Genomic DNA, 26,010 nt, shown 5'->3' on the forward strand with positions numbered 1-26,010 from the left:
GACCGATAGATTCGGACCATGTCGCAGGCCGAGGAGACCGCCCTGCCCCCGAGGCACTGGGAGGCGGACGTGCTGCTGCGCGACGGCCGGACCGCCCAGATCCGCCCGATCCGGGGCGACGACGGCGAGCTCCTCGTCGACTTCTACGGACGCGTGTCCGACGAGTCGAAGTACTACCGGTTCTTCTCGCCGATGCCGACCCTGTCCGACAAGGACGTCCACCGCTTCGTCAACGTCGACCACGTCGAGCGGGTCGCCCTGGTGATGCTGCTCGGCGGCCAGATGATCGCGGTCGGGCGCTACGACGTGGTCCAGCCGGGCGAGGCCGAGGTCGCCTTCCTCGTCGAGGACCGCCACCAGGGCCGCGGCATCGCCCAGCTGCTCCTCGAGCACCTCGCCCAGGCCGGCCGGGAGCGCGGGATCGACCGCTTCGTCGCCGAGGTGCTCCCCGACAACCAGAAGATGATCCGGACCTTCCGGGACGCCGGCTACCACGTCGCCTCCGAGTACGAGGACGGCGTCATGATGCTGGAGTTCCCGATCGACCCGACCGACACCTCGGTCGGCGTGATGACCTCGCGCGAGCACCGCGCGGAGGCCGCCTCGATCGACCGCTTCTTCCACCCGCGCTCGGTGGCCGTGATCGGGGCCAGCCGACGTCGCGACACGATCGGGGCGGCGCTGGTCCGCAACCTGGTCACCGGCAACTTCACCGGCCGCGTCTACGCCGTCAACCAGAGCTCCGAGGCGGTCTCCGGGCTGCCGGCGTACGCCACCGTCAACGACATCCCCGACGAGGTCGACGTCGCCATCGTGGCGGTGCCGGCCGAGGCGGTGCAGGACGTCGTCCTCGACTGCGCGGCCAAGGGCGTGCACGGCCTGGTCGTGATCTCCTCGGGCTTCGCCGAGACCGGCGAGGAGGGCCGCCAGCGGCAGCGCCGGCTGCTCGGGCTCTCCCGCTCCTACGGCCTGCGCCTGATCGGCCCCAACTGCCTCGGCGTCATCAACACCGAGTCCGCGATCTCGCTCAACGCCTCGCTCTCCACCGTGATGCCCCCGCGGGGCCGGGCCGGCTTCTTCTGCCAGTCCGGCGCGCTGGGCTCGGCGATCCTGGAGAAGGTCAACAACCGCGGGCTGGGCCTCTCGACGTTCGTCAGCGCGGGCAACCGTGCCGACGTGTCGGGCAACGACCTCCTGCAGTACTGGGAGGAGGACGACACCACCGAGGTGGTGCTCCTCTACCTCGAGTCGATCGGCAACCCGCGCAAGTTCTCCCGCATCGCCCGCCGAGTCTCGCTGCGCAAGCCGATCATCGCTGTCCGGTCGGGCCGGACCACCCAGGGCGTGCCGATGGGGCAGATGGTGCGCCAGATCGCGGCGCCGGTGCAGGCCGTCGACGCCATGTTCCGCCAGGCCGGCGTGATCCAGGTCGACACCCTCGAGGAGATGTTCGACGTCGCCCAGCTGCTCGCCCACCAGCCGCTGCCGCGCGGCCGGCGGGTGGCGGTGGTCGGCAACTCCGACGCGCTCGGGCTGCTGGCGGCCGACGCGGCCGCCGAGGTGGGGCTCGTCGTCAACCGCTCGGTCGCACTGGGTGCCGAGGCGACGGCCGAGGACTTCGAGGACGCCCTCGACCAGGCGATCGACGACCCCGACGTCGACGCCGTCGTGGCCGTCTACATCCCGCCCCTCAACGTCTCCGGCGAGGACGTCGCCAACGTCCTGGCCGCCGTGGGGGAGCAGTCCGACAAGCCGTTGGTCTCCAGCTTCCTGGGCGCCGAGGGGGTGCCGGAGCTGCTCCGGGTCCCCGACGTCGCCGGGCAGTCGGCGGGCCGCGGGTCGGTGCCGTCCTACCCCGCGGTGGAGGCCGCGGTGCGCGCGCTCGCGCGCGTCGTCGGGTACGCCGTGTGGCTGCGCACCCCCGACGGTGCCGCGCTCGACACCTCCGACCTCGACACGGCCCGCGCCCGGGGACTGGTCAGCGCGGCCCTCCAGCGCCACCCCGAGGGCACCCAGCTCTCCGAGGAGGACGTGGTCGCGCTGCTGGCGGCGTACGGCATCACGCTCTGGACCGAACGGGCCGCGGACACCCTCGCCGCCGCGCAGGAAGCGGGCGAGCAGCTCGGCTGGGACGTCGTCCTCAAGGCGACGGCCGGCCACCTCCGGGAGCGCCCCGACCTGGCCCACGTGTGGCGCAACATCGACACCCCGGAGGAGATGGCCGACGCCTGGGCGTCGCTCAACGCGCTCATCACCAGCACCGACAAGGCCGGCTTCGTGGTCCAGAAGAACGCCCCGCCTGGCGTGCCCGTCGCGGTCGGCAGCCTGGAGGACCCGCTGTTCGGGCCGGTCGTCTCCTTCGGCATCGCCGGGCCGATGACCGAGCTGCTCGGCGACCGCGCCTACCGCATCCCGCCCATCGGGGAGCGCGACGCCGCGGCGATGGTCCGCGAGATCAAGGCCTCGCCGATGCTCTTCGGCTACCGCGGCTCCGAGATCGTCGACGTGGCGCAGGTCGAGCGGCTGATCCTGCAGATCGCGCAGCTCCAGCACGACCTGCCGCAGGTGAGCGCGCTGGACCTGCCCCTGGTGCTCGTGGGCGCCGACCGGGTCTCGGTGCTGCGGGCCTCGGTGCGGGTCGACCCGGTCGCCGACTCGCGCTCGGACTGGTTCGCGCGCCGGATGCCCACGGTGCCGGGGGACACGCTCCCCGGGTGAGCGTCCCGGTGCCGTGACAGACTGCGACCATGCGCTCCCGCACGTCCTCCGAACTCGACCGCGCCAGCGAGCTGCGCGAGGCCATCGACCGCACCGGCTACTACCCCGAGGTCGTCGCCGACGGCGTGCGGGCCGCGGTCGCGGGGGAGCCGGTGCTGGCGTTCTTCGTCCACCACGAGCCGACCTTCGACCGTGACGAGGTACGCCGCCACCTGACCGTGGTCGTGCTGACGCCGAGCCGGCTGGTGCTGGCCCACACCGACGAGCACGCCGGCGACGACCTGCTGCCCGAGCCCTACACGTCGACCTCGACCGAGGCGATCGCCCTGTCGGCGGTCAAGTCCGTCCTGGTCACACGGATGGTGACCAGCCCCGCCGAGGGGCCGAGCCTGCCCGCCGAGGCGATGCTGACGATCGGCTGGGGTGCGGTCGGCCGGCTGGAGCTGGAACCCGCAGGCTGCTCCGACCCCGAGTGCGACGCCGACCACGGCTACACCGGGTCGCTCACCTCCGACGACTTCTCGCTGCGGGTCTCGGCCGCGGCGGAGGGGGCCGACGGCGTCGACCGGCTGCTGGAGTTCGCCGAGTCGCTGTCGGCGAGGACCCACTCCGCGTGACGCAGCCGCCGGGCCCGGCCGGCTTCGTCGAACCCGCCTACGACTGCCGCTCGCTCGGGGACCTGGTCCCCGCCGTGGCCGAGGCGCTCGGCCACCCGCTGGGCGCGGCACCCTCCGGCCTCACGCTGCCCGCGGCGTCGTCGTACGTCGTGTTCCTGGTCGACGGGATGGGGACCGAGCTGCTGCGCCGCTACGCCCACTCCGCGCCCTTCCTCGCCTCGCTGCTCGACGAGCAGGAGCCGATGACCGCCGGCGTCCCGTCCACGACCGCGACCAGCCTGACCTCGCTCGGGACCGGCCTTCCGCCCGGCGCCCACGGGCTGGTCGGCTTCACCTCGCGGATCCCGGGCACCGACTCGCTGCTCAACGCGCTGGCGTGGGACAGGTCGGTCGACCCCGTCGCGTGGCAGCCGCACCCCACCGCGTTCGGCCGGTTGGCGGCGGCCGGCGTGACGGTCACCGCGGTCAACAAGCGTGAGTTCCGCGGCAGTGGACTCACGATCGCAGCCCACCGGGGCGCCGAGTTCGTCGGCGCCGACCGGGTGGGGGAGCGGATCGCCGGTGTCGTGGCCGCCTCGTCCCAGCGGCCGTCGCTGACCTACATGTACGACGGTGACCTCGACTGGACCGGCCACAAGTTCGGTGTCGCCTCCAGCCAGTGGCTGCAGCAGCTCGCCATGGTCGACGCCGAGGCCGAGCAGCTGCGCGAGACGCTCCCCCACGACGTCCGCCTGGTCGTGGTGGCCGACCACGGGATGATCGACTCGCCGCCGGAGAGCCGGGTCGACGTGGCCGACCACCCCGAGCTGCGCGACGGGCTGGTGCTGGTCGGTGGCGAGGCCCGCTTCCGGCACCTCTACGCCCGGGGAGGTGCCGTCGACGACGTCTTCGCGGCCTGGCGCGCCCACCTCGGCACCCGTGCCGAGGTGCTGACCCGGGACGAGGCGATCCTGCGCGGCTGGTTCGGCGCGGTCCAGCCCGGCGTCCGGCCCCGCCTCGGCGACGTGGTCGTGGCCTGCACCGGGGACACCGCGATCCTCTCGACCCGCGACTTCCCGTACGAGGCGACGCTGGTCGGCCTGCACGGCTCGCTGACCCCCGCCGAGATGCTGATCCCGCTGCTGGTGAGCTGAGCCCGGACCCAGCCCGAGCCGTCACTCCGGGTGGTTGCCGTGGTCGCCGCCGACCCGGAAGGACGAGCGCACGCCGGCGTACATCAGGTGGGCGACCAGGCCCTCGGTGGCGTGGGGCAGGTTGTGGCAGTGGTCCATCCACACGCCGGGGTTGTCGGCCAGGACGGCGACCTCGTAGGTCTCACCGACGCCCACCTCGAGCGAGTCGACCCACCAGGGGCTGCCGGTGGCCGGCTCCCCGTCGCGGGAGAGCACCAGGCCGTGGTGGCCGTGCAGGTGCATGGGATGGGCGTCGCTGCTGCGGTTGTCGATCTCGAAGACCACGACGTCGCCCTCCTCGACCATGTACATCGGCACGTCGGGGTAGAGCCCGCCGTTGACGGTCCACCACATCCCGGGCCGCCCGTCGAGGAAGCCGGGTCGACGGTCGATGACGTAGTCGAACCGCCGGTCGGGGTCGTCGACGGCGAAGGGCGGGTCGGCGGGCGCGCCGTAGTGCAGCAGGTCGACGACGGTCGACGGTGCAGGCGTACGCCGGCCGGTGGGGTCGGACCCGACCGTCAGTGACGTGCCGCCCGAGAAGTCGACGCGGACGCCCTCCTCGGGGACCGTGAAGCCGAGGTCGACCCGCCCGCCGGCCGGCACCGCCACCGCCTCACCGGTCACCTCGTCCGGGCCGTTGACCTCGGTGCCGTCGACGGCGAGCACCCGGAACGGCACCCCGGCCGGCCAGACCGTGGCGACGCCGTTGTCGGTGTTGACCACCCGCAGGCGTACGTCGTCGCCCGGCTCGGCCTCGATCGCCGTCGTGCCCTCGGCACCGTTGAGGGTGCCCGCGCCGCCGTAGCGGTGGACCAGCGCGACCTCGTCGACGTCGACCGGCTCGGGGTCGGCCGGATCGACCACCAGGCCGCCGAACAGGCCCTGCTGCACCTGCTCGTGGGAGACCTGGTGGGAGTGGTACCAGTAGGTCCCGACCTGCTCGGCCACGAAGCGGTAGACGAACTCCTCGCCAGGCATCACCGCGTCCTGGGTCACCCCGGCGACCCCGTCGGCCGCGTTGGGCACGTCGACACCGTGCCAGTGGAGGGTGGCCCCGTCGGCGACGTCCTCGTTGACGAGCGTCACCTCGACGAGGTCGCCCTCGGTCGCCCGCAGAAGCGGTCCGGGGGTGGACCCGTTGACGGTGACGCGGTCACCCTCGTCGCGCACCACGAGCTCGGCGGTCACGTCGGCCGTCAGGGCCGGGTCGGCGACCAGGTCGGCCACCGCGACCTCGCCAGGGCCCTCGCCCTCGCCCGAGCCGTGGTCGTGGCCCGACTCCGGGCGCGGTCCGCCGCCCCAGTCGGCGTACCCCATCGCCGCGAGGTCGTAGCTGTCCGGGAGCAGGCTGGACTGCCACATCCACCCCAGCGGCGCGACCACCGTGAGGGTGGCCACGGCCGCGAGGGTGACGCGGATCCGGCGGCGCAGCGCCATCCGCCGGTCAGCCGGCGGTGACGGCGGTGCGTTCGGGTGCGTCCCTCGGGACCGCCGACGCCTTGCGGCCGGCCATCACGGCCGCCACGAGCAGCACGATCGCGTTGACGCCGTGCAGCGCGCCGAAGGCCGGGTCGACCTCGCGCGACAGCATCGGCAGCAGGATCACCTGCAGCACGATGAGCAGCACGATCCCCAGCGCCCACAGGACGCCGCCCGGGACCTTCGCGAAGAACGACACGATCAGGAGCAGCAGCGAGATCAGCGGGATCAGCAGCAGCCCGTTGAAGAACATGTGGATCGCGAAGCCCCACTCGGCCGTGAACCGCTGCTCGCAGTCGGTGCACTCCAGCAGCGCCTTGTCGACCACGCCGTTCTCGTTGGAGATCCAGTCGGTCATCCCGAAGAAGGCCCAGGCGAGTGCCCCGGCCTGCACCACGACGAGTAGTGCGATGGCGTACGCGAGTACGCGGTAAGTAGCCCTCATCTCGAGTCCCCCCGGCTCGACGAATGATTCCGCCTAGCAATTTCCTCGCATCGAGCTTGCTTGGGAACCCGATTTCCGGCTGGTCTGGACCAGTGGGCCGGCTCAGCCGAATGGCAACGGCTCGGGTGCGAGGCTGACCGCCTTGGCCCGCGCGGCCGTCAGCCGCCTGCGGTGGTGCTGCCGGCAGAGCACCTCGTAGGCGACGTTCACCTCGTCGGACGGGGGGACGTGGTCGCCCTCGACGTCGCCGACCACGATCACCTCGCCCTCGGTCACCATCACGCCGTCCTCGGTCCGGGCGTTGTGGGTCGCCTTCTTGCCGCACCAGCACAGCGCCTCGACCTGGAGGGTCTGCATCCGGTCGGCGAGCTCGACGAGGCGGGCGCTGCCGACGAAGAGGCTGCCGCGGAAGTCGGTGAGGATGCCGAAGGTGAACACGTCGATCTGCAGCTCGTCGACGACCTTCGCGAGCTGGTCGATCTGGTCGCGGGTGTAGAACTGCGCCTCGTCACAGATGAGGTAGTCGATCCGGCCGCCCTGGGTGAGGGTGTCGACGACGTAGCGCCAGAAGTCGAAGTCGGCCGGCACCTCGGTCGCCTGGTGGGTGAGGCCCAGCCGGCTCGAGAGGGTCGCCTCGCCGGCCCGGTCGTGCGCCGTGAAGATCCGACCGACCCGTCCGCGCGCGGCGTGGTTGTGGTTGGTCTGCAGGGCCAGGGTGCTCTTGCCCGAGTCCATGGTTCCGGTGAAGAAGTGCAGTTCGGCCACGGGGGAGGATCCTGTCACAGGCCCCTCGGGCAGGATGAGCGGCATGACCGGACCGTTGATCTCGGTGGCCGAGCTGCGCGCGCAGCTCGGCGACGTGACCCTGCTGGACGTCCGCTACCGCACCGGCGGTCCGCCCGGCCGGGAGGACTTCGAGGCCGGGCACGTGCCCGGCGCGGCGTACGTCGACCTCGACGCCGACCTGGCTGCGCCCCCGGGCCGAGGTGGGCGCCACCCGCTGCCGCCGACGGACGTCTTCCACGCGGCGATGCGGCGCGCCGGGGTCTCGGCCGGCCACCCCGTCGTGGTCTACGACGACTGGCAGGGGCGGGCCGCGTCGCGCTGCTGGTGGCTGCTGCGCCACCACGGCCACGACGAGGTGCGGGTGCTGGACGGGGGCTGGGCGGCCTGGGTCGCGGCGGGCGGCGACGTCGAGACCGGCGGCTCGCGGGACCGGGAGGCCGGCGACCTGGCCGGCCCGCCCGGGCGGATGACGGTCGTCGACGCGCTCGACGCCCCCGGCGTGGCCGTGCTGGTCGACGCCAGGGCGCCCGAGCGCTACCGCGGCGAGACCGAGCCGATCGACCCCGTCGCCGGCCACGTGCCGGGCGCCGTGAACGTGCCCACCGAGGCCAACCTCGACGCGTCAGGACGCTTCCGGTCGCCCCGCGACCTGGCCGAGGCGTACGCCGCGGTCGGGGCCGGGCCGGACACCGACGTGGCGGCGTACTGCGGGAGCGGCGTCACCGCCTGCCACGGCGTGCTGGCGATGGAGGTGGCCGGCATCCGGGCCGCCCTCTACCCCGGGAGCTGGTCGGACTGGGTGGCGGATCCGGGGCGGCCGGTCGAGACGGGCTGAGGCGGCACGGGTCGGGGCGGCACGGTCGGGGCGGCGCCGGTCCGGGACGAGGTTGGTCCGCGAGTCGTGGGGTTCGTGCCCCTCGGTTGCGTGACGAACCCCGGGTTTCCCCGGCCGGCCGGGGAAAAGCACATCACCCCAGGTCCCGCCTACCAGTGCACCCCGCGGAACACCCGCGCCAGCATGATCTGCTCGGACTCCCGCGTCCCGGACGCGCCCTCCTGCCCGCGGGCGGCGGCGGAGTCGGGGAAGACGTGGTAGGCCATGTTGAGGATCCTGAAGGCGGTCTTGGGGGCCACCGTGTGCGCGACCGCGCCGGCGTTGCCGAGCAGCGTGTTGATCTCGTGCGGGCGCTCGACCAGCGCCTTCACCACCAGGTCGGCGGCCTGCGCGGGGCTGATCGTCGGGAACTTGTCGTAGAGCTTGGTCGGAGCGATCATCGGCGTCCGCACCAGCGGCATGTGGATGCTCGTGAAGGAGATCCCGTCGCCGACCAGCTCGGAGGCGACGACGTTGCTCCACGAGTCGAGCGCCGCCTTCGAGGCGACGTAGGCGGAGAACCGAGGCGGGTTGGTCTGGACGCCGATCGAGGAGACGTTGACGACGTGGCCGCGGTGCTGCTCGCGCATCGCGGGCACCAGCCCCATCACGAGCCGGATCGCGCCGAAGTAGTTGAGCTGCATCGTGCGCTCGAAGTCATGGAACCGGTCCTGCGAGAGCTTCAGCGAGCGCCGGATGGAGCGGCCGGCGTTGTTGACCACGAAGTCGACGGCCGGCAGCTCGGTGGTGATCTGCTCGCAGAGCCGGTCGATCGCCTCGAGGTCGGAGAGGTCGCACGCGAAGACGTACGCCGTCCCGCCCCGGTCCTCGATGGCTGCCCGGGTCGCCTCGAGCTTGTCCTTGCCACGCGCGACCAGCACCGGGATGCCGCCGGCCTGGGCGACCTTGAGGGCCGTCACCTGACCGATCCCCGACGAGGCGCCGGTGATCACGACGTACTTGCCCTGGAGCGCCGCCCGAGCCGCGGCGTCGCGGGCGGTCGAGGTGTCGAGGTGCTCCTCCCAGTACGACCACAGGGTCCGGGCGTACGACTCGAGGTCCGGCACGTCGATCCCCGAGCCCGCGAGGGCCTTCTCGGTCCGCCGCGAGTCGAAGGTCGCGGTGAACCGGGTGTGGGCGAGCACCTCGGCCGGCACGCCGAGCCGCCCCAGGGTCTGGTCGAGGACCAGCTGGCCCGGGGCGGAGCGGACCACCGAGCTCACCAGCTCGAGCGGCCGCAGCGCCCGCGGCAGCAGGGCGAGCGGTCCGGCGTGCGTGTGGGTCCGGTCGACCGGCGTCGCGAAGCGAGGGGCCCCGGCCGCGGCGCAGAAGAGGTTGATCATCTCGACGACGGGCTGCGGTTCCGGGTTGACGAGGTGGAAGGCCTCGCCGTCACGGTCGGGCAGGTGGGCGAGGTGGTCCATCGCCTTGGCGACGTAGTCGACCGGCACGACGTTGGTGTCGCCGAGGTCGGCGCCGAGCAGCGGCAGCCACGCAGGCAGGCGCTCGCGCAGCTGCTTCATGGCCGGGAAGAAGTAGTAGGGGCCGTCGATCTTGTCGATCGCGCCGGTCTGGCTGTCGCCGATCACGATCGACGGACGATAGACCCGCCACGGGACGGTTGCCTCCTCGCGCACGATCCGCTCGGACTCGTACTTCGTCCGGTGGTACGGCGAGGGCAGGTGCTGCCCCTCGGCGAACATGGTCTCGTCGAAGGCGCCGCGGTGGTCGCCGGCCGCGGCGACCGACGAGACCTGGTGGAAGCACCCGGCGTCGAGCTCCTCGGCGAGGGCCAGGGCGTGTCGGGTGCCGTCGACGTTCATCGCGTCGTTGGTGGCGTCGTCGGCGGTCATGTCGTAGATCGCCGCGAGGTGGAACACGTGGTCGACCGAGCCGCGGTGCGCGGCCACCCACTCGGGGTCGACCCCGAGCCGGTCCTGCGACAGGTCCCCGAGCACGGGGACGACCCGCGTGGTCTCCCACCGGTCGATCATGCGCTGCAGGCGGGGGAGGGACCCCTCACGGACCAGGACGTGGATGTCGCCCTCGCGGTGGTCGAGCAGCTCCTCGACGAGGAAGCGGCCGATGAAGCCGGTGGCGCCGGTGACGAAGTACGACATGGCCGGAGACTACTCGTGGGCCTTCCCCGACAACACTCGTCGAGTGAGGCGCGCGCAACCCTCGAGCTGGGCGTACGCAACCCGTCACGTGGTGCAGACGCCCAGCTCACACGTTGCGGGGGCCCATCTCGGCGGTCAGTCGGACTTGCCGCCGCCGAACATGATCTCGTCCCAGCTCGGCACCGAGGCGCGGCCACGCTTCTTGGCGGGCTTGCGCGGGGCCGGACCGCGGGAGGGGTCCTCGGAGTCGGTCTCGGCCTGCTCTGCCTCGTCGAGCTCGGCGACGGCGTCCGTGGCGGGCTCGTCGCGGACCGCGGGCGTCTCGGTGGTGGGTCGGTCGTCGTCGAGGTAGGCCTCGACCGGCTGCTCCGAGCCGATGGGCGCGTCCTCGTCGCTGACCAGCGAGATGGCGTCGTCGCCGAGGGGGAGCTCGGCCTCGCCGGCGACGGAGAGCCGCCGGGCGCGGGCCCGCGCGAGGTCGTTCCCGGCCGGTGCGGCCGCGGTCGGGGCAGGTGCGGCGCGGACCTCGCCGAGCAGCCAGCCGGCGTCGTCGTTGTCGGCCACGACGTAGTTGCCGGGGGCGTCGAAGGTGAACCGGGCGACGCCGCTGCGGGCGATCGTGGAGAACTCCGCGGTGAGGTTCCAGCGGCCGTCCTCGCGCCGGGCGGCGTCCCACTCCACGGAGTCGGGGTCGACGTTGGCGCCCCGGAGGTGAGCGGCGACCGCGTCGCCGAGGGTGCGGGCGCCGCCGGCCTGGCCGCTGCGGCGTACGGAGGAGCGCTGGGCGCGGTCGGCGACGTGCTGGCGCTCGGCCATCACGGGCGCGGCGAAGGGCATGATCTTGTCGACGGTCGTCTGCGCGGCCTCGGCCACCGCTTCGGGGGTCTCGCCGGACCGGATCCGAGCCTGGATGTCGCGGGGGCGGAGGGCGCTGTCCATCTTGATCTCCAACTGGCCGAGTCGTGCGTGGTCACCCCGGAGGGCGGCCCGGAGGCGGTCGTCGGCGTCGAGGGTGAACTCCACGCCCTTGTCGCTGACCAGGAGCAGGCGCTTCCCGTCATCGCTCAGTCCTGCGAGCGTGAGGTGGGCCATGGGTGGTGTCGCTCTTCCTGGTCGTCGTCCGGATGGAGCGAGCCTACGCCAGCGGTGGGGTACGCCGGGCTCACCGCACCGGCGCGCCCCGGTAACCTCCGGCCGTGTCCTCGCCCACCCTCGTCGTGCTCGACCTCGCCGGCATCTTCGTCTTCGCGATCTCCGGCGGGCTGGTCGCGGTGCGCAAGGAGCTCGACGTCTTCGGGGTGCTCGTGCTGGCGGGGGCGACGGGTCTCGGAGGGGGCTTCCTGCGCGACGTGCTGATCGACGCGACGCCCCCGGCGGCGCTCGCCGACTGGCGCTACCTGATGGTCCCGGTCGCGGCCGGGCTGCTCACCTTCTGGTTCCACCCGGCGGTCGGGAGGGTGGAGCGGCAGGTGTCGGTCTTCGACGCCTTCGGCCTGGCGCTGTTCTGCGTCACCGGTGCCCTCAAGGCGCTCGAGCTGGGGCTCGGCCCGGTCCCGTCGGCGCTGATGGGCATGGTCACCGGCATCGGCGGCGGGATGCTCCGCGACGTGCTCACCGGCCGGGTCCCGGTGGTGTTCCGCGGCGAGCTCTACGCCACACCCGCGCTGGCCGGCGCTGCGATCGCGGTCGCCGGGGCCGAGCTCGACCTCCCGGTCCTGGTCAGCACCCTGCTGGGAGGCGGGGTCTGCCTGGTCTGGCGGCTGCTCGCGATGTGGCGGCAGTGGCAGGCACCGCTGCCGTCGGGTCCGGCCAGCGTCTGAGCCTGCGTCGTTGCCGGCCCGCTCACTCCCCGAGCACGCGCCGCAGGTGCCCGTTCGCGAACACCCGGTCGGGGTCGAGCCGGTCGCGCAGCGCGAGGAAGTCGGCGTAGCGCGGGTGGAGCAGCGCGAGGTCCTCGCGCCCGAGGGTGTGCAGCTTGCCCCAGTGGGGGCGGCCGCCGTGGTCGCGCAGGATCTGCTCCACCCCGGTGAAGTAGGGCAGGTGGTCGGTACGGGCCGGGGTGTGGACGGCGAGGTAGACCGAGTCGCGTCCGTACGCCGGCGACAGCGGCACGTCGTCGGCGGGCACCACCCGGATCTCGACAGGGAAGCCGATGCGCCAGTCGGAGGCCTCCACCGCGCGCCGGACCTCCCGCAGCGCGGCCATGCCGGCCTCGCGGGGCACGGCGTACTCCATCTCACGGAAGCGGACCCGGCGCGGAGTCGTGAAGACCCGGTGGGACACGTCGATGTAGCTGCGCTCGCTGAGCGCCCGGGCGGCGAACCGGTTGATCGGCGCGATGGTGCGCGGCGCGGCGCGGCCCGTCCGCACCAGGCCCGCGAAGAGCGTGTTGGCGAGGAAGTCGTCGTCCAGCCACGCCCGCCAGCGGGGGAGCGGCTCGGCCTGCTCGACCGGCACGGCGAGCCGGTCGTTGGTCTTGACCTGCATCAGGTCGGTGTGGGGGAACCAGTACGCGTCGACGTGGTCGTGCGCGGCGGCCAGCTCCTCGAAGCCCGCCAGGCACTCCTCCCAGCCCAGCGGCCGCTCGTGGGCCCGCAGCAGGAAGGCGGGCTCGACGGCGAAGGTGACCGTGGTGAGGACCCCCAGCGCCCCGAGCCCGATCCTGCCGAGCTCCAGGACGTCGGCGTTCTCCGTCGCCGAGGCCCGGAGCAGCTCACCGGTCCCCGTCACCAGCTCGAGACCGCGCAGCTGGGCCGAGAGCGACGCGACCCGCCCGCCGGAGCCGTGGGTGCCGGTCGACACGGCTCCGGCGACCGTCTGCTCGGCGATGTCGCCCATGTTGTGCAGGGAGAGCCCGAGGCGGGCGAGCTCGTCGTTGAGGACGTGGAGCGGCGTGCCCGCACGGGCCGTCACCGTCATCGCCTCGCGGTCGACCCCGACGATGCCGGTGAGGGCGGTCGGCAGCAGCAGCACGTCCTCGGGCGCCGCGATCGCGGTGAAGCTGTGGCCGGTGCCGACCATCTTGACCGTGGACCCGGCCGCCCGGACGGCGGTGACGGCGGTACGGACGTCGTCGGTGGTGCGCGGCGCGTAGGCCTCGCGCGGGGTGGCGGACGCGAGTCCGGACCAGTTGCGCCACTCCACGGGCCCGAGGCTACTGGTCGAGGGCGGTGACGGGGGACCGTTCCTGCGCCCGGCGCGGGAGCAGCTGCGCCGCGACGGCGGCGACCGCCCCCGCGCCCAGCGGCACCAGGTACGCAGCGCTCGCGCCGGCGTGGTCCACCACGAAGCCGGCGGCGGTCGCACCCGGCGCCACGCCGGCGACGATGCCCGTGTGGAGCAGCGCCATCCCCTCGGTGAGCCGCCCCGGTGACACCACCTGCTCGGTGAGCGACGTCGACGCGATCAGGGTGGGGGCGATCGCGCAGCCGCCGACCAGGAGGGCCAGGCCCATGAGGGGGACGGAGCCGATGAACGCCAGCGGCGCCATGGCCACGAACATCCCGACGGCGCCGACCCGGACCCGCACGTCCGGTCCGCGTCGCCAGGTGATCGCCCCCGTGACCAGCCCGGCGAGCAGGCTGCCGAGCGCCCACACCGCGAGCAGCGGGCCGGCGTACGCCTGGCTGCCCTGCTCGTCGGCGAACGCGACGGTGACCACCTCGGCCGCCCCGAAGAGGGTGCCGAGCGCCAGCTGCACGACCAGCAGCGGCACCAGCGTCCGCCAGGGGAGCGGCTGGTGCGCCACGGCCGGGTCGCGGGGTGGGGCCGGGGGTGGCTCGGTGCCGCGCTGGACCGCGAGCGCCAGGGTGCCGAGCAGGCCGGTGCCGACGGCGGTGGCGAGGCCGGCGACGGGGTGCACCGCCGTGGCGAGGACGGTCACCAGGATCGGCCCGAGGATGAAGACGCTCTCGTCGACCACGGCCTCCAGCGCGAACGCGGTCTGGAGGTCACGCGGTCGCCCGCGGAGGGCGTAGGACCAGCGGGCCCGGACACAGGTACCGGCGGTCGGCAGCCCGGCGCCGGCGACCGCGGCCAGCAGCCACGACGTCCAGCGGGGCCAGCCGGCCTGGACCGAGACCACGAGCGCGATCGCGGCGGCGGCGAAGACCAGGACGACGGGGACCAGCACCCGCGCCTGGCCGAGCCGGTCGAGCAACCGGCCCTGCACGACCGCGAACACCGCGTTCGCCACGACGTAGGCCGCCGCCACCGATCCCGCCAGACCGTAGGAACCGGTGGCGGCCTGGACCAGCAGCACGATGCCCAGCCCCATCATCGAGATGGGCAGCCGGCCGACCATCCCGGCGGCCGAGAAGCGCAGGCCTCCGGGGACGCTGAGGATCCGGCGGTACGTCGAGAGCATGGCGCTCGTGAGCGTACGACCGAGGACGGCCGGCCTCCCACTCGGCGACGCTTCCTACGATGGGGTCCATGAGTCCCGACGTGAGCCCGTACGACGCGCTGCTGCTGGTGTCGTTCGGCGGACCCGAGCAGCCTGACGACGTCATCCCGTTCCTCGAGAACGTCACCCGGGGCAAGAACATCCCGCGCGAGCGGCTCGCCGAGGTCGGGGAGCACTACTTCCAGTTCGGCGGCCGGTCGCCGATCAACGACCAGAACCGCGCGCTGCTCGCGGCGATCCGTGAGGACCTCGCCGGCGCGGGGATCGACCTGCCGGTCTACTGGGGGAACCGCAACTGGGACCCCTACCTCGCCGACACGCTGCGCGAGATGGCGGCCGACGGGGTGACCCGGGCGGCCTGCTTCGTGACGAGCGCCTACTCGTCGTACTCCGGCTGCCGGCAGTACCGCGAGGACCTCGCCGAGGCGTCGGCGGGCGTCGAGGGCGCGCCGCAGCTGGACCGGCTGCGCCACTACTTCAACCACCCGGGCTTCGTGGAGCCGGTCGTCGACGCCACCCTGGCCGCGCTGGCCGAGCTGCCCGACCACGTCCGCGAGGCGGCCCGGCTGGTCTTCGTCACCCACTCGGTGCCCGACGCGATGAACGACGGGAGCGGGCCCGAGGGCGGTGCCTACGTCGCCCAGCACGAGGCCGCGATGGCCGAGGTCGTCGAGCGCGTCCGCCAGGAGACCGGCCACCGGCCCGCCCACGACCTCGTCTACTGCTCGCGGTCCGGACCGCCGTCGGTGCCGTGGCTGGAGCCGGACGTCAACGACCACCTCGAGCGGCTCTCCGGCCAGGGGGCCGCCGGCGTGGTGATCGTGCCGCTCGGGTTCGTCTCCGACCACATGGAGGTCATCTACGACCTCGACACCGAGGCGCTCGCGACCGCCGACAAGCTCGGCCTGGCCGCGGCCCGTGCGGCGACCCCCGGGGTGGACCCCCGCTTCGTCTCCCTGGTCCGGGACCTGCTGGTCGAGCGGGCCGCCGCCGAGCGGGGCGAGGCGCCGAGGCGGCGTACGGTCGGCCGGATGCCGGCGTCGCACGACCGGTGCCCGCGGACCTGCTGCCCCAACCCCCGCGCCGACCGGCCCACCGTCGGCGGGCTGTCCGTATGAGCGTCGCCGCCACGCCCGAGGCGCTGCGCGACCTGGCCCTCGACGTCGCCCGGCAGGCGGCCGCGCTGGTGCGCGAGCGCAGCCGTGGCGAGGTCCTCGTCGCCGACACCAAGTCCAGCACCGTCGACGTCGTCACCGACACCGACCGCGACAGCGAGGAGCTGGTCCGCCGGCTGCTCCTGGCGGCCCGGCCCGACGACTCGGTCCTGGGCGAGGAGGGCGACGACCTGGTCGGGACCAGCGACGTCAGGTGGGTCGTCGACCCCGTCGACGGCACCGTCAACTTCCTCTACGGCCTCCCGGAGTACGCCGTCTCGATCGCGGCCGAGGTCGCCGGGGAGGTGGTGGCCGGCGCCGTCGTCAACGCCGCCACGGGCGTCGAGTACGCGGCCGCCCGCGGCCTGGGCGCGACCCGCGACGGGGTGCCGCTGCGGGTGCGTCCGGCGCCCCCGGTGGCCGAGCGGCTGGTGCTGACGGGCTTCGGCTACCGCACCGACGTCCGGGCCGGACAGGCCGAGCGGGTCGCCCGGATGCTGCCGCGGGTGCGGGACATCCGGCGGATGGGGTCCTGCGCCCTCGACCTGTGCCACGTGGCCGAGGGGAGTGCCGACGGGTACGTCGAGGAGGGCCCCAACCCGTGGGACCACGCCGCCGGCTCGCTGGTCGCGACCGAGGCGGGTGCGCGCTTCGAGCTGCTCCCCGGGACCCTCGCGACCGAGCTCCTGGGCCACCCCGGACGCACCCTCGTGACGGCGGCCCCGGCGGACGGCTGGGACGACTTCGTGAGCCTGCTCACCGAGTGCGGATTCGTGGCCGACGAGCGGGAATAGCACCGACGTCACCCGGGTTCAGCCCACGCGTCGGAATCCGGTGTGCACCGGCTTGGACGGATGGTGCACAATCTGGCCCGCCGACGAGACACGTACGCATGCCGCGGACAGGGGCGCGGCGCGAGGGGAGTGGAGACACGAATATGGCGACTGACTATGACGCGCCTCGCAAGAACGAAGAGGACCAGTCCGAGGAGAGCATCGAAGAGCTCAAGGCGCGTCGCCACGACAAGAACTCCGGCAAGGTGGACGAGGACGAGGCCGAGGCCGCCGAGTCGTTCGAGCTGCCCGGAGCCGACCTCTCCCACGAGGAGCTGGCCGTCGAGGTGAAGCCCAAGCAGGAGGACGAGTTCACCTGCATGAGCTGCTTCCTGGTGCGCCACCGCAGCCAGCTCGAGGACGAGCGCCGCATGATCTGCACCGACTGCGCCTGAGCGCCGTCACGGAGCGCGCGTGATCGCGCGCTGACCGGCCGCGCCTGTCCGGGCGCGGCCGCCGGGGATCCCGCTCAGGTCGTGGGGGTCTCCGCGTCCGGGTCCTGCCGGTCCGCCTTCAGCTCGGGCGGCAGGTGGCCCGTCGACTTGGCGTAGTAGCCGGCCGCCCGCCGGGCGGCGTACATCCTGGCCAGCCCGATCAGGGCGCCGCTGACGACCGCCCACGCGACGGCCTCCTTCATGTCGACGTCGGGATCGGCAGGGTTGGCCGGCGGGGTCTTGCCCGTCGCCGCCTTCCACGAGGTGTTGAGGGCCTTCTTCGCGACGGCGGCGGCGCCGAGCACCGCGACCAGCGAGAACGCCGACCAGACCTTGGAGCTGTCAGAACCCTTTGCCATGTTCCCGACCCTAGGGCACGGTGGGGCGCCCGGGTTCACCCCGCCGGGGTGGACCTCGTCATCGCGGAGAGCGCGCCCGCGAGCTGCTCGGGGTGCCGGGTGCTGACCAGCCAGTACGGCGCCGGGTCGGCGTCGTCGGTGACGTCCACCCGGACCGAGCGCTTGAGGTAGGGCCGCAGCAGCAGGTAGGCGCGGGCGTCCGCGTCGACCCCGGCCTGCCGGCGGGTGGCATCGGCGTCGAGGGCGCTGGCCCCGCCGAGGTGCCGGGCCTCGATCCGGGCGCGACCCACGCGCAGCTCGCCGTCGCCGACGACGATGCGTGCGGAGCCGTACGCCAGCAGCAGCACCACCAGCAGCGCCATCGCGGCGCCGCTGATCGCCCAGGCGAGCGCCTCGGGCAGCGCGACGACGACGGCCAGCCACAGGCTCGCCACCAGCATCGTCCCTTGCACCCACCACCGCAGCGGCACGGCGAGCCGCTCGGAGTAGTGGGTGTCAGTGCCGTTCTCCACGGGGTGCATCGTAGGAGCCGGGCGGTGGCGCGCTGGAGGTAGGGTCACGCCCCGTGCCCCACGATCTCGACGTCCAGCTGCTCCGGCTCGATCCCGACCTGCCCGCCCCGGCGTACGCCCACCCCGGCGACGCGGGCGCCGACCTGGTGACGGCGGTCGACGTGACGTTGCAGCCGGGGGAGCGGGCGATGGTGCCGACCGGCGTGGCGCTCGCGCTGCCCGACGGGTACGTCGCCCTCGTCCACCCGCGCTCCGGGCTGGCGGCCCGTCACGGGCTCTCGATCGTCAACACGCCCGGCACGATCGATGCCGGCTACCGCGGCGAGGTCAAGGTGCTGCTCGTCAACCACGACCCGGTCGAGCCGGTCGAGCTCCGGCGCGGGGACCGTGTCGCCCAGCTGGTCGTCCAGCGGTTCGAGCGTGCCCGGTTCGTCGAGGTCGACCGACTCCCCGACTCCGTCCGAGGGGCCGGGGGCTACGGTTCTACCGGAGGGTTCTCATCCCAGCCAGACCCGTCGGAGGAGTCGTGAAGTTTCGTCGCAAGTCCCGGTCCGAGGCACCGGAGGAACCGGGTGCCACGACGGACGCGACGGCGGCGCCCGAGCCGGCGGCCCCGGGTCCGTACGACGCCGCGGACGTCGAGGGAGACGGCGTGGAGCGGGTCGACCTCGGCTCGCTGCTGATCCCGCCGACCCCGGGCCGCGAGCTGCGGATCCAGGTCGACGAGCGCACCCAGCAGGTGCAGGCCGTGGTGCTCGCCGGCCCCGAGGGGGCCCTGGAGCTGCGCGCCTTCTCCGCTCCCCGCAACGGTGACCTCTGGAGCCAGGTGCGCCCGCAGCTCGCCGCCGACATGGCTCGGCGGGGCGGCACCGCGACCGAGCAGGACGGCCCGTTCGGCACCGAGCTGGCCTGCCAGCTCTCGGTCAAGGCGCCCGACGGCCGGACCGGGCAGCAGCCCTCGCGGATCATCGGCATCAACGGCTCCCGCTGGATGCTGCGCGCCACCTTCCTCGGCAAGCCCGCGGTCGACCCCGAGAGCGCCGCCACGTGGGAGGAGGCGCTCACCGGCGTCGCCGTACGCCGGGGTGAGGGTGCGATGCCCGTCGGCGACCCGCTCCCGATCGTGCTGCCCGAGCAGGCGCGACGCGTGACCCCGCCGCCGGCCCAGCCCGGCTCCGGTGCCGCGGCCCCCGGCCCCGACGGTGGATCGACCTGACATGGACGCCGCAGGGCGGCTGCGGCGCAGCCTGAGCCGGTGGTCGGCGAGCAGCTCGGAGCTCCACGCCCGGGAGCTGCAGCGCGACCAGCGTGCCTCAGGCGAGCTCGCCATCGAGGAGGCCCCGGACCGCCAGCTCGTGACCGTCCGCGGCGTGCTGCGCACCGTCACGCTCCGTCCGCGCGGCGGCGTCCCCGCGCTCGAGGCGGAGCTGTTCGACGGCTCGGCCGTGCTGACCCTGATCTGGCTCGGCCGCCGGCGGATCGCCGGCATCGCGCCCGGCAGGTCGTTGCGCGTGCGCGGGCGGATCGGGGTCCACGACGGCGCACGGGTGATCTACAACCCGCGCTACGAGCTGCTGCCATGAGCGGCCAGCAGGGCGACCAGACGCGCCCCCACCCGGACGTGCAGACCGTCGAGCAGGTGGTCCGCGGCCAGCTGGCCAAGGCCCTGGGCGGTCGCCGCGGCATGGTCGAGGCCGCGGTCCCCACCATCGTCTTCACGGTGCTCTGGATCACGACCCGCGAGCTGCAGACGGCGCTCGTGGTGAGCGTGGCCGCGGCCCTGCTGATGCTCGTGGTCCGGCTCGTGCAGCGCTCCACCGTCCAGTTCGTCGTCAACGCGCTCGTCGGCATCGGCATCGGCTGGCTGTTCGTGTCGATGTCGGCGCGCGGCGGTGCCAGCGAGGACGAGCAGGCCCTCGCGTACTTCCTGCCCGGGATCCTCTACAACTCCGGCTACGCCGTCGTGCTCGCCCTCACCTGCCTGGTGGGCTGGCCGCTGGTCGGCTTCATGGTCGGCAGCGTCACCGGTGACCCCACCGCCTGGCACGACGACAAGCAGGTGGTCCGGCTGACCACGCGCCTGACCTGGCTGCTGGTGCTGCCGTGCATCGTGCGGGTCGCCGCCCAGGCGCCGGTCTACCTCGCCGGCCGCTCCGGCACGATGGAGGCCGACACCGCCGTCGCGGTGCTCGGCATCCTCAAGGTCGGGCTGGGTTGGCCGCTGCAGCTGGCCGCGCTCGCGGCCATGGTCTGGCTGCTCGCCCGCAACCACACGCCGATCGAGTCGCGCCCGGCCTCGACCTGATCGTGCGGCCTCAGCCTCCGTGGAGGGAGGGCGCGAGCAGCCGCTCGAGCTCCTCCTCCTTGTCGGCGCTCACCACGAAGAGCAGCTCGTCCCCGGACTCCAGCGGCTGGTCCTGGCTCGGCACGTAGACCTGGCCGTCGCGCAGGATCGTCACCAGCGCGCAGTTCTCGGGGAACGGGATCAGCCCGGCCGGCTTGCCGACGTACGGCGAGTCCTCGGGCAGCGTCAGCTCGACGAGGTTGGCGTTGCCCTGGCGGAAGGTGAACAGCCGCACCAGGTCGCCGATCGTGACCGCCTCCTCCACCAGCGCGGACATGATCCGCGGGGTCGAGACGTTGACGTCGACGCCCCAGGCCTCGCTGAAGAGCCACTCGTTGTTGGGGTGGTTGACCCGGCCGACGGTGCGAGGGACGCCGAACTCGGTCTTGGCGAGCAGCGAGGTGACCAGGTTGGCCTTGTCGTCGCCGGTGGCGGCGATGACCACGTCGCACCGGTCGAGCTGCGCCTCCTCGAGGGAGGAGAGTTCGCAGGAGTCGGCGAGCAGCCACTCCGCGTCGGGGACGCGCTCGGGCCGGATGGCCGAGGGCTTCTTGTCGATGAGGAGGACCTGGTGGCCGTTGGTGATCAGCTCCCGGGCGATGGAACGGCCGACGGCCCCGGCTCCGGCGATGGCGACGCGCATCTCACTGCTCCTCGGGGCCGTCGTCGAGGACGGAGTAGGCGTGGGCGGCGTTCTCCTCGCGGATCACCAGGTGGAGGAGGTCGCCCTCCTGGATGACCGAGTCGCGGGTGGGCAGCATGCCCTCCCCGAGGCGGTCGATCCACGCGATGCGGGACTTGGCCTGCTCCTGGAACTGCACGGTGCGGTGACCGATCCAGGCCTCGGGGGCCGGGACGTGGTCGACCCTGATCGTGCCGGAGGGGTCGCGGAAGTCGGGCTCGGCGCCGGCGGGCAGCATCCGGCGCAGCACCTGGTCGGCGGTCCACTTCACGGTCGCGACGGTGGTGATGCCGAGCCGCTGGTAGACCTCGGCGCGCCCGGGGTCGTAGATCCGGGCGACGACCTTCTCGATCCCGAAGGTCTCCCGGGCGACGCGCGCGGCGATGATGTTGGAGTTGTCGCCGCTGGAGACCGCGGCGAAGGCCTCGGCCCGCCGGATCCCCGCCTTCTGCAGGACCTCCTGGTCGAAGCCGTACCCGGTGACCTTGTCACCGTTGAAGGACGGGCCGAGCCGGCGGAAGGAGTCGGGCTCGCTGTCGATGATCGAGACGGTGTGGTTGCGGTCCTCGAGACTGCGGGCGAGCGTCGAGCCGACGCGGCCGCAGCCCATGATCACGACGTGCACGCTGCACACCGTATCCCAGCCGTTCGGGCGTCGATGGCCCGCCGCGGCCCGGCAGGGTCTAGCCTTTCCGCTCGTGGGTGTCGGCGACGTATCCAAGCGGATCCTGCTTGGGCAGAGGCTGCGCAGCTCGCAGCTGGGTGAGACGTTGCTGCCCAAGAAGGTGGCGTTCCCGGTCTTCGCCAGCGACGCGCTGTCGTCGGTGGCGTACGCCCCGGACGAGGTCTTCATCATGCTCTCGATCGCGGGCGCCTCGGCCTACACGTTCTCGTGGAAGATCGGCATCGCCGTCGCGCTGGTGATGGCGGCCGTGATCGCGTCGTACCGCCAGACGGTGCACGCCTACCCCAGCGGTGGTGGCGACTACGAGGTGGCGACCGAGAACCTCGGCCGGACCGCCGGCGTCACCGTCGCGAGCGCGCTGCTGGTCGACTACGTCCTGACGGTGGCGGTGTCGATCTCCTCCGGCGCCCAGTACGCCGCGGCGGCCATCCCCTTCCTGCACGACCACGAGGCCACCTTCGCCATCGGGCTGGTCGTCCTGCTGGCGGCGATGAACCTGCGGGGCATCCGCGAGTCGGGCACGTTCTTCGCGATCCCGACGTACCTCTTCATCGGGGCGATGCTCTCGATGTGCGGCTACGGCATGCTGCTGCTGCTGCTCGGGCAGCTGCCCGAGGTCGAGAGCGCCTCCCTGCAGATCGAGGCGGCGCCCGGCTACGAGGGCGAGCTGACGACACTGGCGCTGATGTTCATGCTCGCCCGCGCCTTCTCGTCCGGCTGTGCCGCGCTCACCGGTGTCGAGGCGATCTCCAACGGCGTGCCGGCGTTCCGCAAGCCCAAGAGCCGCAACGCCGCGACCACGCTGCTCCTGCTCGCGCTCGTCGCGATCGCGATGATGATGAGCGTCATCACGCTCGCCCGTCAGATGGGGCTGCGCTACGTCGACCCCCACGAGCTCGACCGCCTGCTGAACGCCGACGGCACGCCGGTGGCGGCGAGCTACAACCAGGACACCGTGATCGCCCAGATCGCGCAGGCGCTGTTCAGCGGCTTCCCCCCGGGCTACTACCTCGTGGTGGTCGTGACCGGCGTGATCCTCGTGCTCGCCGCCAACACCGCCTTCAACGGCTTCCCCGTCCTCGGCTCGATCCTCGCCGAGGACGGCCTCGCCCCGCGGGCGCTGGCCTCGCGCGGCGACCGGCTCGCCTACAGCAACGGCATCGTGTTCCTCGCGGTGATGGCGATCGCGCTGATCTGGGCCTTCGACGCGCAGGTGACCCGGCTGATCCAGCTCTACATCGTCGGCGTCTTCGTGTCCTTCAACCTCAGCCAGCTCGGCATGATCCGGCACTGGACGCGCCACCTGCGGACCGTGAAGGACGCCAACGCCCGGCGGCACATGCAGCGCTCCCGGCTGATCAACGCGATCGGGCTCTCGTTCACCAGCGTGGTCCTCGTCGTGGTGCTGGTGACGAAGTTCCTCGCCGGCGCCTGGATCGCGATCCTGGCCATGGGCATCTTCTTCGTGATCATGCAGGCGATCAGCAAGCACTACCGCAACGTCTCCCTCGAGCTCGCCGCCGACGAGGACGACAAGGTGCTGCCCACCCGGGTGCACGCGATCGTGCTCGTCGGCAAGCTGCACAAGCCGACGCTGCGGGCGCTCGCCTTCGCCAAGGCGTCCCGGCCCAACGTCCTCGAGGGCGTCTACGTCTCCGTTGACGGCGCGGCCACCAGCCGGATGCTCTCGGAGTGGGACGAGCGCAACCTCGGCGTACCCCTCAAGGTGCTGCACTCTCCCTACCGCGAGATCGTGCGCCCGATCGTCGACTACGCCCAGGAGATCCGCGCGGCCAACCCGCGGGGCGTGGTGGCCGTCTACATCCCCGAGTACGTCGTCGGCCGCTGGTGGGAGCAGCTGCTCCACAACCAGACGGCGCTCCGGCTCAAGGGCCGGCTGCTGTTCGCCCCGGGCGTGATGGTGATCTCGGTGCCCTACCAGCTGCGCTCCTCGGCCATCGCGCGCGAGCGTGCGGGCCGGGAGGACGCCCGCAGCCGTCCGGGCGACCTGCGGCGAGGCAACGTCGTGGACCGGACGGGCTCGGACCGCCAGGTGCACCGGTGAGCCGCCACCCCCGCGCCCGCCGCGCCCGCGGCCGGTCGCGGGTGGGGGAGCGCTTCACCGTCGAGGTGGGTGGCGTCGCGCACGGCGGCCACTGCGTCGCCCGGGTCGCCGACGGCGACTCCGGTGAGGACGGACGCGTCGTCTTCGTCCGGCACGCGCTGCCCGGCGAGTCCGTCGAGATCGTGGTCACCGAGGGCACCGAGGGTGATCGGTTCTGGCGCGCCGATGCGGTCGCGGTCCTGACCGCCTCGCCGGACCGGGTCGACGCCCCGTGCCCCTACGCCGGACCGGACGCGTGCGGTGGCTGCGACTTCCAGCACGTCGCGCTGCCGGCGCAGCGGGACCTGAAGGCCGCTGTCGTCCGGGAGCAGCTCGCCCGGCTCGCGCGGCTCGAGGTGGACGTCGACGTGGAGGCCGTCCCGGGCGACGACCAGGGCCTGCACTGGCGCACCCGCCAGCGCTACGTCGCGCTCCCCGACGGTCGGATCGGGATGCGCAAGCACCGGTCCCACGAGGTCGTGCCGGTCGACGAGTGCCTCCTGGAGTCGGCGGAGCCGCCGCGGCACGAGGTGCGCGGGCGGGCCTTCTCGGTCGCCGACGGCGGCTTCTGGCAGGTCCACCCGGGAGCGCCCGAGGTGCTGGTGGCGACGGTCCTCGACCTGCTGGCGCCGCAGCCGGGGGAGTCGGTGCTCGACCTCTACGCCGGCGTGGGCCTCTTCGCCGCATTCCTCGCCGAGGCCGCCGGCCCGGGACCGCGTGCGGTGGCCGTCGAGGCCGACCGCGAGGCCTGCCGGCATGCCCGGCTCAACCTCGGCGACCGCGTCGAGGTCGCGACCGGCCCCGTCGACCGGGTGCTGGCCACGGCGTACGACGAGCCGTTCGACCTGGTGGTGCTCGACCCACCCCGCGAGGGAGCTCGGCGCGCGGTGGTCGAGCAGGTCGTCGACCGGGCGCCCCGCGCCGTCGCGTACGTCGCCTGCGACCCAGCTGCGCTCGCCCGGGACGTCGCGATCTTCGCCGAGCACGGCTACGGGCTCAGGACGCTGCGGGCCTTCGACCTGTTCCCGATGACGCATCACGTCGAATGCGTCGCTTTGCTCACCAAAACCGGTCCTGACCTGCGGTGATGCGATTCCCGCGCAGCAGGTCGAAAGCCGAAGTCTGGCCTTGAGGCTCACTTTGAGGCCCTGATGGCTCGCTTCGAGGCCGCGGAGCGGGCGCTGCGCCGGGGGCCGCTATCCAGCCTCGTGGGGGAGTGCAGTCGCGGCGAAAGGGGCTGGGGCCGGACGACCCGTGTCACCGCCAAGAGGCGCGGGGAGGCTGTGGGCCGCCTGGCAATTGTTCGACTTCTTCCGGTGGCGGCCTTAGATCGCGGGCTCGGACTTCCTGGGCTGTCTGATCATGTGTGCGTAGCCGGAGCCGATGCCGCAGCTGCGGCGGAACATGAGGCTGCGGTCGCTTGCGACCGTCGGAGCCGGCTGCCACGAGGGCTCGGATTGGGCTCGCTTTGAATCGCAATGGCCCGCCGCGGTGTGCTGATGCCGCTACAGGCCTCATACGGCATCGCCGCAGGTCAGCGGCTAGTTTGGGCTCATGATCGCGGCCGATCGCAAAGGATCGAGGTCACGCTCAGGATCATTTGGGTCTTCACGCACCACGTCGAATGTGTGGGGCTGCTTGAGAAAAGCAGCTCTGACCTCCATGACGTGGTTCGCGATTACGCAATTTGCCTCCGACAATCCGACTGGTGGCGTCTTATGGCTCGCTTTGGGCTCGCCTTGCGCCGACCCGCCGCCTGATCGGAATTGTGGCAATCCGCACGTCAGGCGCACTCGAAGGCGTGAGTACGCGCAGAATCGCGGTCGCGCGGGCGGCGGGGGTCAGTTCGATGTCGGACCATCGCAGGGCCAGCAGCTCGCCGATGCGCATGCCTGTGGCGACGAGCATCTCGACGATGTCCGGGAGGTCGACGCTCTTGGGTCCCTTGCGCTTCTCCGCATTCACCGAGCTGATCACGTGGAACGAGGCGCAGGAGATCCCCTGGCGGCAGGCGCGCGACCGCGTGCGGCACGACTCGGAGAGCGGGACGCCTGCGAGCACGAACGGTCGCACGCGGAGCGCACGGTGAAACTGCTCAGGAAGACCCTGCGGCGGGTGCTTCTCAGGTGAGCGGGACGCGACGCCCCAGGGGCCACGTCGCGCGAGGGATTGGAGCCGAGCCTCACCTGCCCATCGCCTCGAGCGCGTTCGAGTCGTTCTGCGATCTCAGCCGCGGCACGCAACTAGGATCCCGCGCGTGCATCTGGTCCTGAGCGTCGTCGGC

Annotated in this window: 26 protein-coding genes; 14 read left to right on the forward strand and 12 right to left on the reverse strand. The window is 72.9% G+C overall.

Annotation, left to right across the window (positions count from 1 at the left end):
• Positions 1-18: 18 nt before the first annotated feature.
• Genes EXE57_RS00595 through EXE57_RS00605 form a run of 3 tightly spaced genes read left to right on the forward strand, consistent with a single transcriptional unit; the run spans position 19 to position 4,468 of the window.
• Positions 19-2,718 (forward strand): bifunctional acetate--CoA ligase family protein/GNAT family N-acetyltransferase, encoded by a 2,700-nt coding sequence (locus EXE57_RS00595; protein ID WP_135073029.1) that lies wholly within the window; start codon positions 19-21, stop codon positions 2,716-2,718.
• 29 nt (positions 2,719-2,747) lie between these two features.
• Complete coding sequence (locus EXE57_RS00600; protein WP_135073031.1) at positions 2,748-3,335, forward strand: DUF5998 family protein; 588 nt, start codon at positions 2,748-2,750, stop codon at positions 3,333-3,335.
• Positions 3,332-4,468 (forward strand): alkaline phosphatase family protein, encoded by a 1,137-nt coding sequence (locus EXE57_RS00605; RefSeq protein WP_135073033.1) that lies wholly within the window; start codon positions 3,332-3,334, stop codon positions 4,466-4,468. Before EXE57_RS00600 ends, EXE57_RS00605 begins: the two co-directional genes overlap by 4 nt.
• A gap of 21 nt (positions 4,469-4,489) precedes the next feature.
• Here the strand turns inward: EXE57_RS00605 and EXE57_RS00610 are convergent, their stop codons facing one another.
• The 3 genes from EXE57_RS00610 to EXE57_RS00620 all read right to left on the reverse strand — a co-directional run bounded on the left by EXE57_RS00610 (position 4,490) and on the right by EXE57_RS00620 (position 7,199).
• Positions 4,490-5,908 carry a multicopper oxidase family protein gene (locus EXE57_RS00610; RefSeq protein ID WP_244246927.1) on the reverse strand — a complete coding sequence of 473 codons (1,419 nt, stop codon included), beginning with the start codon at positions 5,906-5,908 and terminating at the stop codon, positions 4,490-4,492.
• 46 nt (positions 5,909-5,954) lie between these two features.
• Positions 5,955-6,434, reverse strand: coding sequence for a hypothetical protein (locus EXE57_RS00615; protein ID WP_135073037.1), 480 nt, complete (start codon positions 6,432-6,434; stop codon positions 5,955-5,957).
• Between the two features lie 102 nt (positions 6,435-6,536).
• Positions 6,537-7,199: a thymidine kinase gene (locus tag EXE57_RS00620; RefSeq protein ID WP_135073039.1), complete on the reverse strand. Its 663-nt coding sequence runs from the start codon at positions 7,197-7,199 to the stop codon at positions 6,537-6,539.
• 43 nt (positions 7,200-7,242) lie between these two features.
• Between EXE57_RS00620 and EXE57_RS00625 the strand changes: the two genes are divergently transcribed.
• Positions 7,243-8,055: a sulfurtransferase gene (locus tag EXE57_RS00625; RefSeq protein WP_208542924.1), complete on the forward strand. Its 813-nt coding sequence runs from the start codon at positions 7,243-7,245 to the stop codon at positions 8,053-8,055.
• Between the two features lie 149 nt (positions 8,056-8,204).
• Here the strand turns inward: EXE57_RS00625 and EXE57_RS00630 are convergent, their stop codons facing one another.
• Together EXE57_RS00630 and sepH are read right to left on the reverse strand one after the other, a co-directional pair.
• Complete coding sequence (locus EXE57_RS00630; protein ID WP_135073043.1) at positions 8,205-10,214, reverse strand: SDR family oxidoreductase; 2,010 nt, start codon at positions 10,212-10,214, stop codon at positions 8,205-8,207.
• A gap of 135 nt (positions 10,215-10,349) precedes the next feature.
• Positions 10,350-11,306 carry a septation protein SepH gene (sepH, locus tag EXE57_RS00635; RefSeq protein ID WP_135073045.1) on the reverse strand — a complete coding sequence of 319 codons (957 nt, stop codon included), beginning with the start codon at positions 11,304-11,306 and terminating at the stop codon, positions 10,350-10,352.
• 104 nt (positions 11,307-11,410) lie between these two features.
• On the opposite strand from sepH, the gene EXE57_RS00640 reads away from it, so the two are divergent.
• A complete protein-coding gene (locus EXE57_RS00640; protein ID WP_135073047.1) occupies positions 11,411-12,034 on the forward strand; it encodes a trimeric intracellular cation channel family protein in 624 nt (207 codons plus the stop codon).
• Between the two features lie 22 nt (positions 12,035-12,056).
• On the opposite strand, the gene EXE57_RS00645 is transcribed toward EXE57_RS00640, so the two are convergent.
• Both EXE57_RS00645 and EXE57_RS00650 read right to left on the reverse strand, forming a co-directional pair.
• Positions 12,057-13,358, reverse strand: coding sequence for a D-arabinono-1,4-lactone oxidase (locus EXE57_RS00645; RefSeq protein ID WP_135073048.1), 1,302 nt, complete (start codon positions 13,356-13,358; stop codon positions 12,057-12,059).
• Positions 13,359-13,368: 10 nt separating this feature from the next.
• The gene (locus tag EXE57_RS00650) at positions 13,369-14,580 is read right to left on the reverse strand and encodes an MFS transporter (protein WP_135073050.1); all 1,212 of its coding nucleotides are present in this window, start codon (positions 14,578-14,580) and stop codon (positions 13,369-13,371) included.
• Between the two features lie 68 nt (positions 14,581-14,648).
• Here EXE57_RS00650 and EXE57_RS00655 point away from each other — a divergent pair, with 68 nt between their 5' ends.
• The 3 genes from EXE57_RS00655 to EXE57_RS00665 all read left to right on the forward strand — a co-directional run bounded on the left by EXE57_RS00655 (position 14,649) and on the right by EXE57_RS00665 (position 17,001).
• Entirely contained in the window at positions 14,649-15,737 is a 1,089-nt protein-coding gene (locus tag EXE57_RS00655) for a ferrochelatase (protein WP_135073052.1), read from the forward strand.
• On the forward strand, positions 15,734-16,567 hold the full coding sequence (locus tag EXE57_RS00660; protein ID WP_135073054.1) for an inositol monophosphatase family protein: 834 nt from the start codon (positions 15,734-15,736) through the stop codon (positions 16,565-16,567). The genes EXE57_RS00655 and EXE57_RS00660 overlap by 4 nt, the downstream gene beginning before the upstream one ends.
• 143 nt (positions 16,568-16,710) lie before the next feature.
• The gene (locus EXE57_RS00665; RefSeq protein WP_135073056.1) at positions 16,711-17,001 is read left to right on the forward strand and encodes a DUF4193 domain-containing protein; all 291 of its coding nucleotides are present in this window, start codon (positions 16,711-16,713) and stop codon (positions 16,999-17,001) included.
• A gap of 74 nt (positions 17,002-17,075) precedes the next feature.
• Here EXE57_RS00665 and EXE57_RS00670 read toward each other — a convergent pair whose 3' ends face one another.
• Positions 17,076-17,399: a DUF4235 domain-containing protein gene (locus EXE57_RS00670; RefSeq protein WP_135073058.1), complete on the reverse strand. Its 324-nt coding sequence runs from the start codon at positions 17,397-17,399 to the stop codon at positions 17,076-17,078.
• Between the two features lie 35 nt (positions 17,400-17,434).
• Positions 17,435-17,911 (reverse strand): DUF3093 domain-containing protein, encoded by a 477-nt coding sequence (locus tag EXE57_RS00675; protein WP_244246928.1) that lies wholly within the window; start codon positions 17,909-17,911, stop codon positions 17,435-17,437.
• 53 nt (positions 17,912-17,964) lie between these two features.
• Here EXE57_RS00675 and dut point away from each other — a divergent pair, with 53 nt between their 5' ends.
• The 4 genes from dut to EXE57_RS00695 are packed head-to-tail and all read left to right on the forward strand — an operon-like array spanning position 17,965 to position 20,216.
• A complete protein-coding gene (gene dut / locus EXE57_RS00680; protein WP_135073062.1) occupies positions 17,965-18,441 on the forward strand; it encodes a dUTP diphosphatase in 477 nt (158 codons plus the stop codon).
• Complete coding sequence (locus EXE57_RS00685) at positions 18,438-19,127, forward strand: DUF3710 domain-containing protein (protein WP_135073064.1); 690 nt, start codon at positions 18,438-18,440, stop codon at positions 19,125-19,127. Before dut ends, EXE57_RS00685 begins: the two co-directional genes overlap by 4 nt.
• Position 19,128: 1 nt before the next feature.
• A complete protein-coding gene (locus tag EXE57_RS00690; protein ID WP_135073066.1) occupies positions 19,129-19,494 on the forward strand; it encodes an OB-fold nucleic acid binding domain-containing protein in 366 nt (121 codons plus the stop codon).
• Positions 19,491-20,216 carry a DUF3159 domain-containing protein gene (locus tag EXE57_RS00695; protein WP_135073068.1) on the forward strand — a complete coding sequence of 242 codons (726 nt, stop codon included), beginning with the start codon at positions 19,491-19,493 and terminating at the stop codon, positions 20,214-20,216. The genes EXE57_RS00690 and EXE57_RS00695 overlap by 4 nt, the downstream gene beginning before the upstream one ends.
• Before the next feature lie 10 nt (positions 20,217-20,226).
• On the opposite strand, the gene EXE57_RS00700 is transcribed toward EXE57_RS00695, so the two are convergent.
• The gene (locus tag EXE57_RS00700; protein ID WP_135073070.1) at positions 20,227-20,898 is read right to left on the reverse strand and encodes a potassium channel family protein; all 672 of its coding nucleotides are present in this window, start codon (positions 20,896-20,898) and stop codon (positions 20,227-20,229) included.
• Between the two features lies 1 nt (position 20,899).
• Positions 20,900-21,562, reverse strand: coding sequence for a potassium channel family protein (locus tag EXE57_RS00705; RefSeq protein ID WP_135073072.1), 663 nt, complete (start codon positions 21,560-21,562; stop codon positions 20,900-20,902).
• A gap of 73 nt (positions 21,563-21,635) precedes the next feature.
• On the opposite strand from EXE57_RS00705, the gene EXE57_RS00710 reads away from it, so the two are divergent.
• Both EXE57_RS00710 and EXE57_RS00715 read left to right on the forward strand, forming a co-directional pair.
• Positions 21,636-23,687 carry an APC family permease gene (locus tag EXE57_RS00710; protein ID WP_244246929.1) on the forward strand — a complete coding sequence of 684 codons (2,052 nt, stop codon included), beginning with the start codon at positions 21,636-21,638 and terminating at the stop codon, positions 23,685-23,687.
• The gene (locus EXE57_RS00715) at positions 23,684-24,814 is read left to right on the forward strand and encodes a class I SAM-dependent RNA methyltransferase (RefSeq protein ID WP_135073076.1); all 1,131 of its coding nucleotides are present in this window, start codon (positions 23,684-23,686) and stop codon (positions 24,812-24,814) included. Before EXE57_RS00710 ends, EXE57_RS00715 begins: the two co-directional genes overlap by 4 nt.
• A 628-nt stretch (positions 24,815-25,442) precedes the next feature.
• Here EXE57_RS00715 and EXE57_RS00720 read toward each other — a convergent pair.
• The gene (locus EXE57_RS00720; protein ID WP_167305769.1) at positions 25,443-25,799 is read right to left on the reverse strand and encodes a hypothetical protein; all 357 of its coding nucleotides are present in this window, start codon (positions 25,797-25,799) and stop codon (positions 25,443-25,445) included.
• Positions 25,800-26,010: the final 211 nt, after the last annotated feature.

Source organism: Nocardioides euryhalodurans (assembly GCF_004564375.1).
GTDB classification, from domain to species: domain Bacteria; phylum Actinomycetota; class Actinomycetes; order Propionibacteriales; family Nocardioidaceae; genus Nocardioides; species Nocardioides euryhalodurans.

What these genes read in the sequence shown, in the direction of transcription:
- EXE57_RS00655 (WP_135073052.1), top strand. Translation starts at nt 14,649, where the DNA reads ATGAGTCCCGACGTGAGCCCGTACGACGCGCTGCTGCTGGTGTCGTTC.
- EXE57_RS00625 (WP_208542924.1), top strand. Translation starts at nt 7,243, where the DNA reads ATGACCGGACCGTTGATCTCGGTGGCCGAGCTGCGCGCGCAGCTCGGC.
- sepH (WP_135073045.1), bottom strand. Translation starts at nt 11,306, where the DNA reads ATGGCCCACCTCACGCTCGCAGGACTGAGCGATGACGGGAAGCGCCTG.
- EXE57_RS00600 (WP_135073031.1), top strand. Translation starts at nt 2,748, where the DNA reads ATGCGCTCCCGCACGTCCTCCGAACTCGACCGCGCCAGCGAGCTGCGC.
- EXE57_RS00670 (WP_135073058.1), bottom strand. Translation starts at nt 17,399, where the DNA reads ATGGCAAAGGGTTCTGACAGCTCCAAGGTCTGGTCGGCGTTCTCGCTG.
- EXE57_RS00665 (WP_135073056.1), top strand. Translation starts at nt 16,711, where the DNA reads ATGGCGACTGACTATGACGCGCCTCGCAAGAACGAAGAGGACCAGTCC.
- EXE57_RS00695 (WP_135073068.1), top strand. Translation starts at nt 19,491, where the DNA reads ATGAGCGGCCAGCAGGGCGACCAGACGCGCCCCCACCCGGACGTGCAG.
- EXE57_RS00595 (WP_135073029.1), top strand. Translation starts at nt 19, where the DNA reads ATGTCGCAGGCCGAGGAGACCGCCCTGCCCCCGAGGCACTGGGAGGCG.
- EXE57_RS00630 (WP_135073043.1), bottom strand. Translation starts at nt 10,214, where the DNA reads ATGTCGTACTTCGTCACCGGCGCCACCGGCTTCATCGGCCGCTTCCTC.
- EXE57_RS00650 (WP_135073050.1), bottom strand. Translation starts at nt 14,580, where the DNA reads ATGCTCTCGACGTACCGCCGGATCCTCAGCGTCCCCGGAGGCCTGCGC.
- EXE57_RS00660 (WP_135073054.1), top strand. Translation starts at nt 15,734, where the DNA reads ATGAGCGTCGCCGCCACGCCCGAGGCGCTGCGCGACCTGGCCCTCGAC.
- EXE57_RS00700 (WP_135073070.1), bottom strand. Translation starts at nt 20,898, where the DNA reads ATGCGCGTCGCCATCGCCGGAGCCGGGGCCGTCGGCCGTTCCATCGCC.
- EXE57_RS00615 (WP_135073037.1), bottom strand. Translation starts at nt 6,434, where the DNA reads ATGAGGGCTACTTACCGCGTACTCGCGTACGCCATCGCACTACTCGTC.
- EXE57_RS00690 (WP_135073066.1), top strand. Translation starts at nt 19,129, where the DNA reads ATGGACGCCGCAGGGCGGCTGCGGCGCAGCCTGAGCCGGTGGTCGGCG.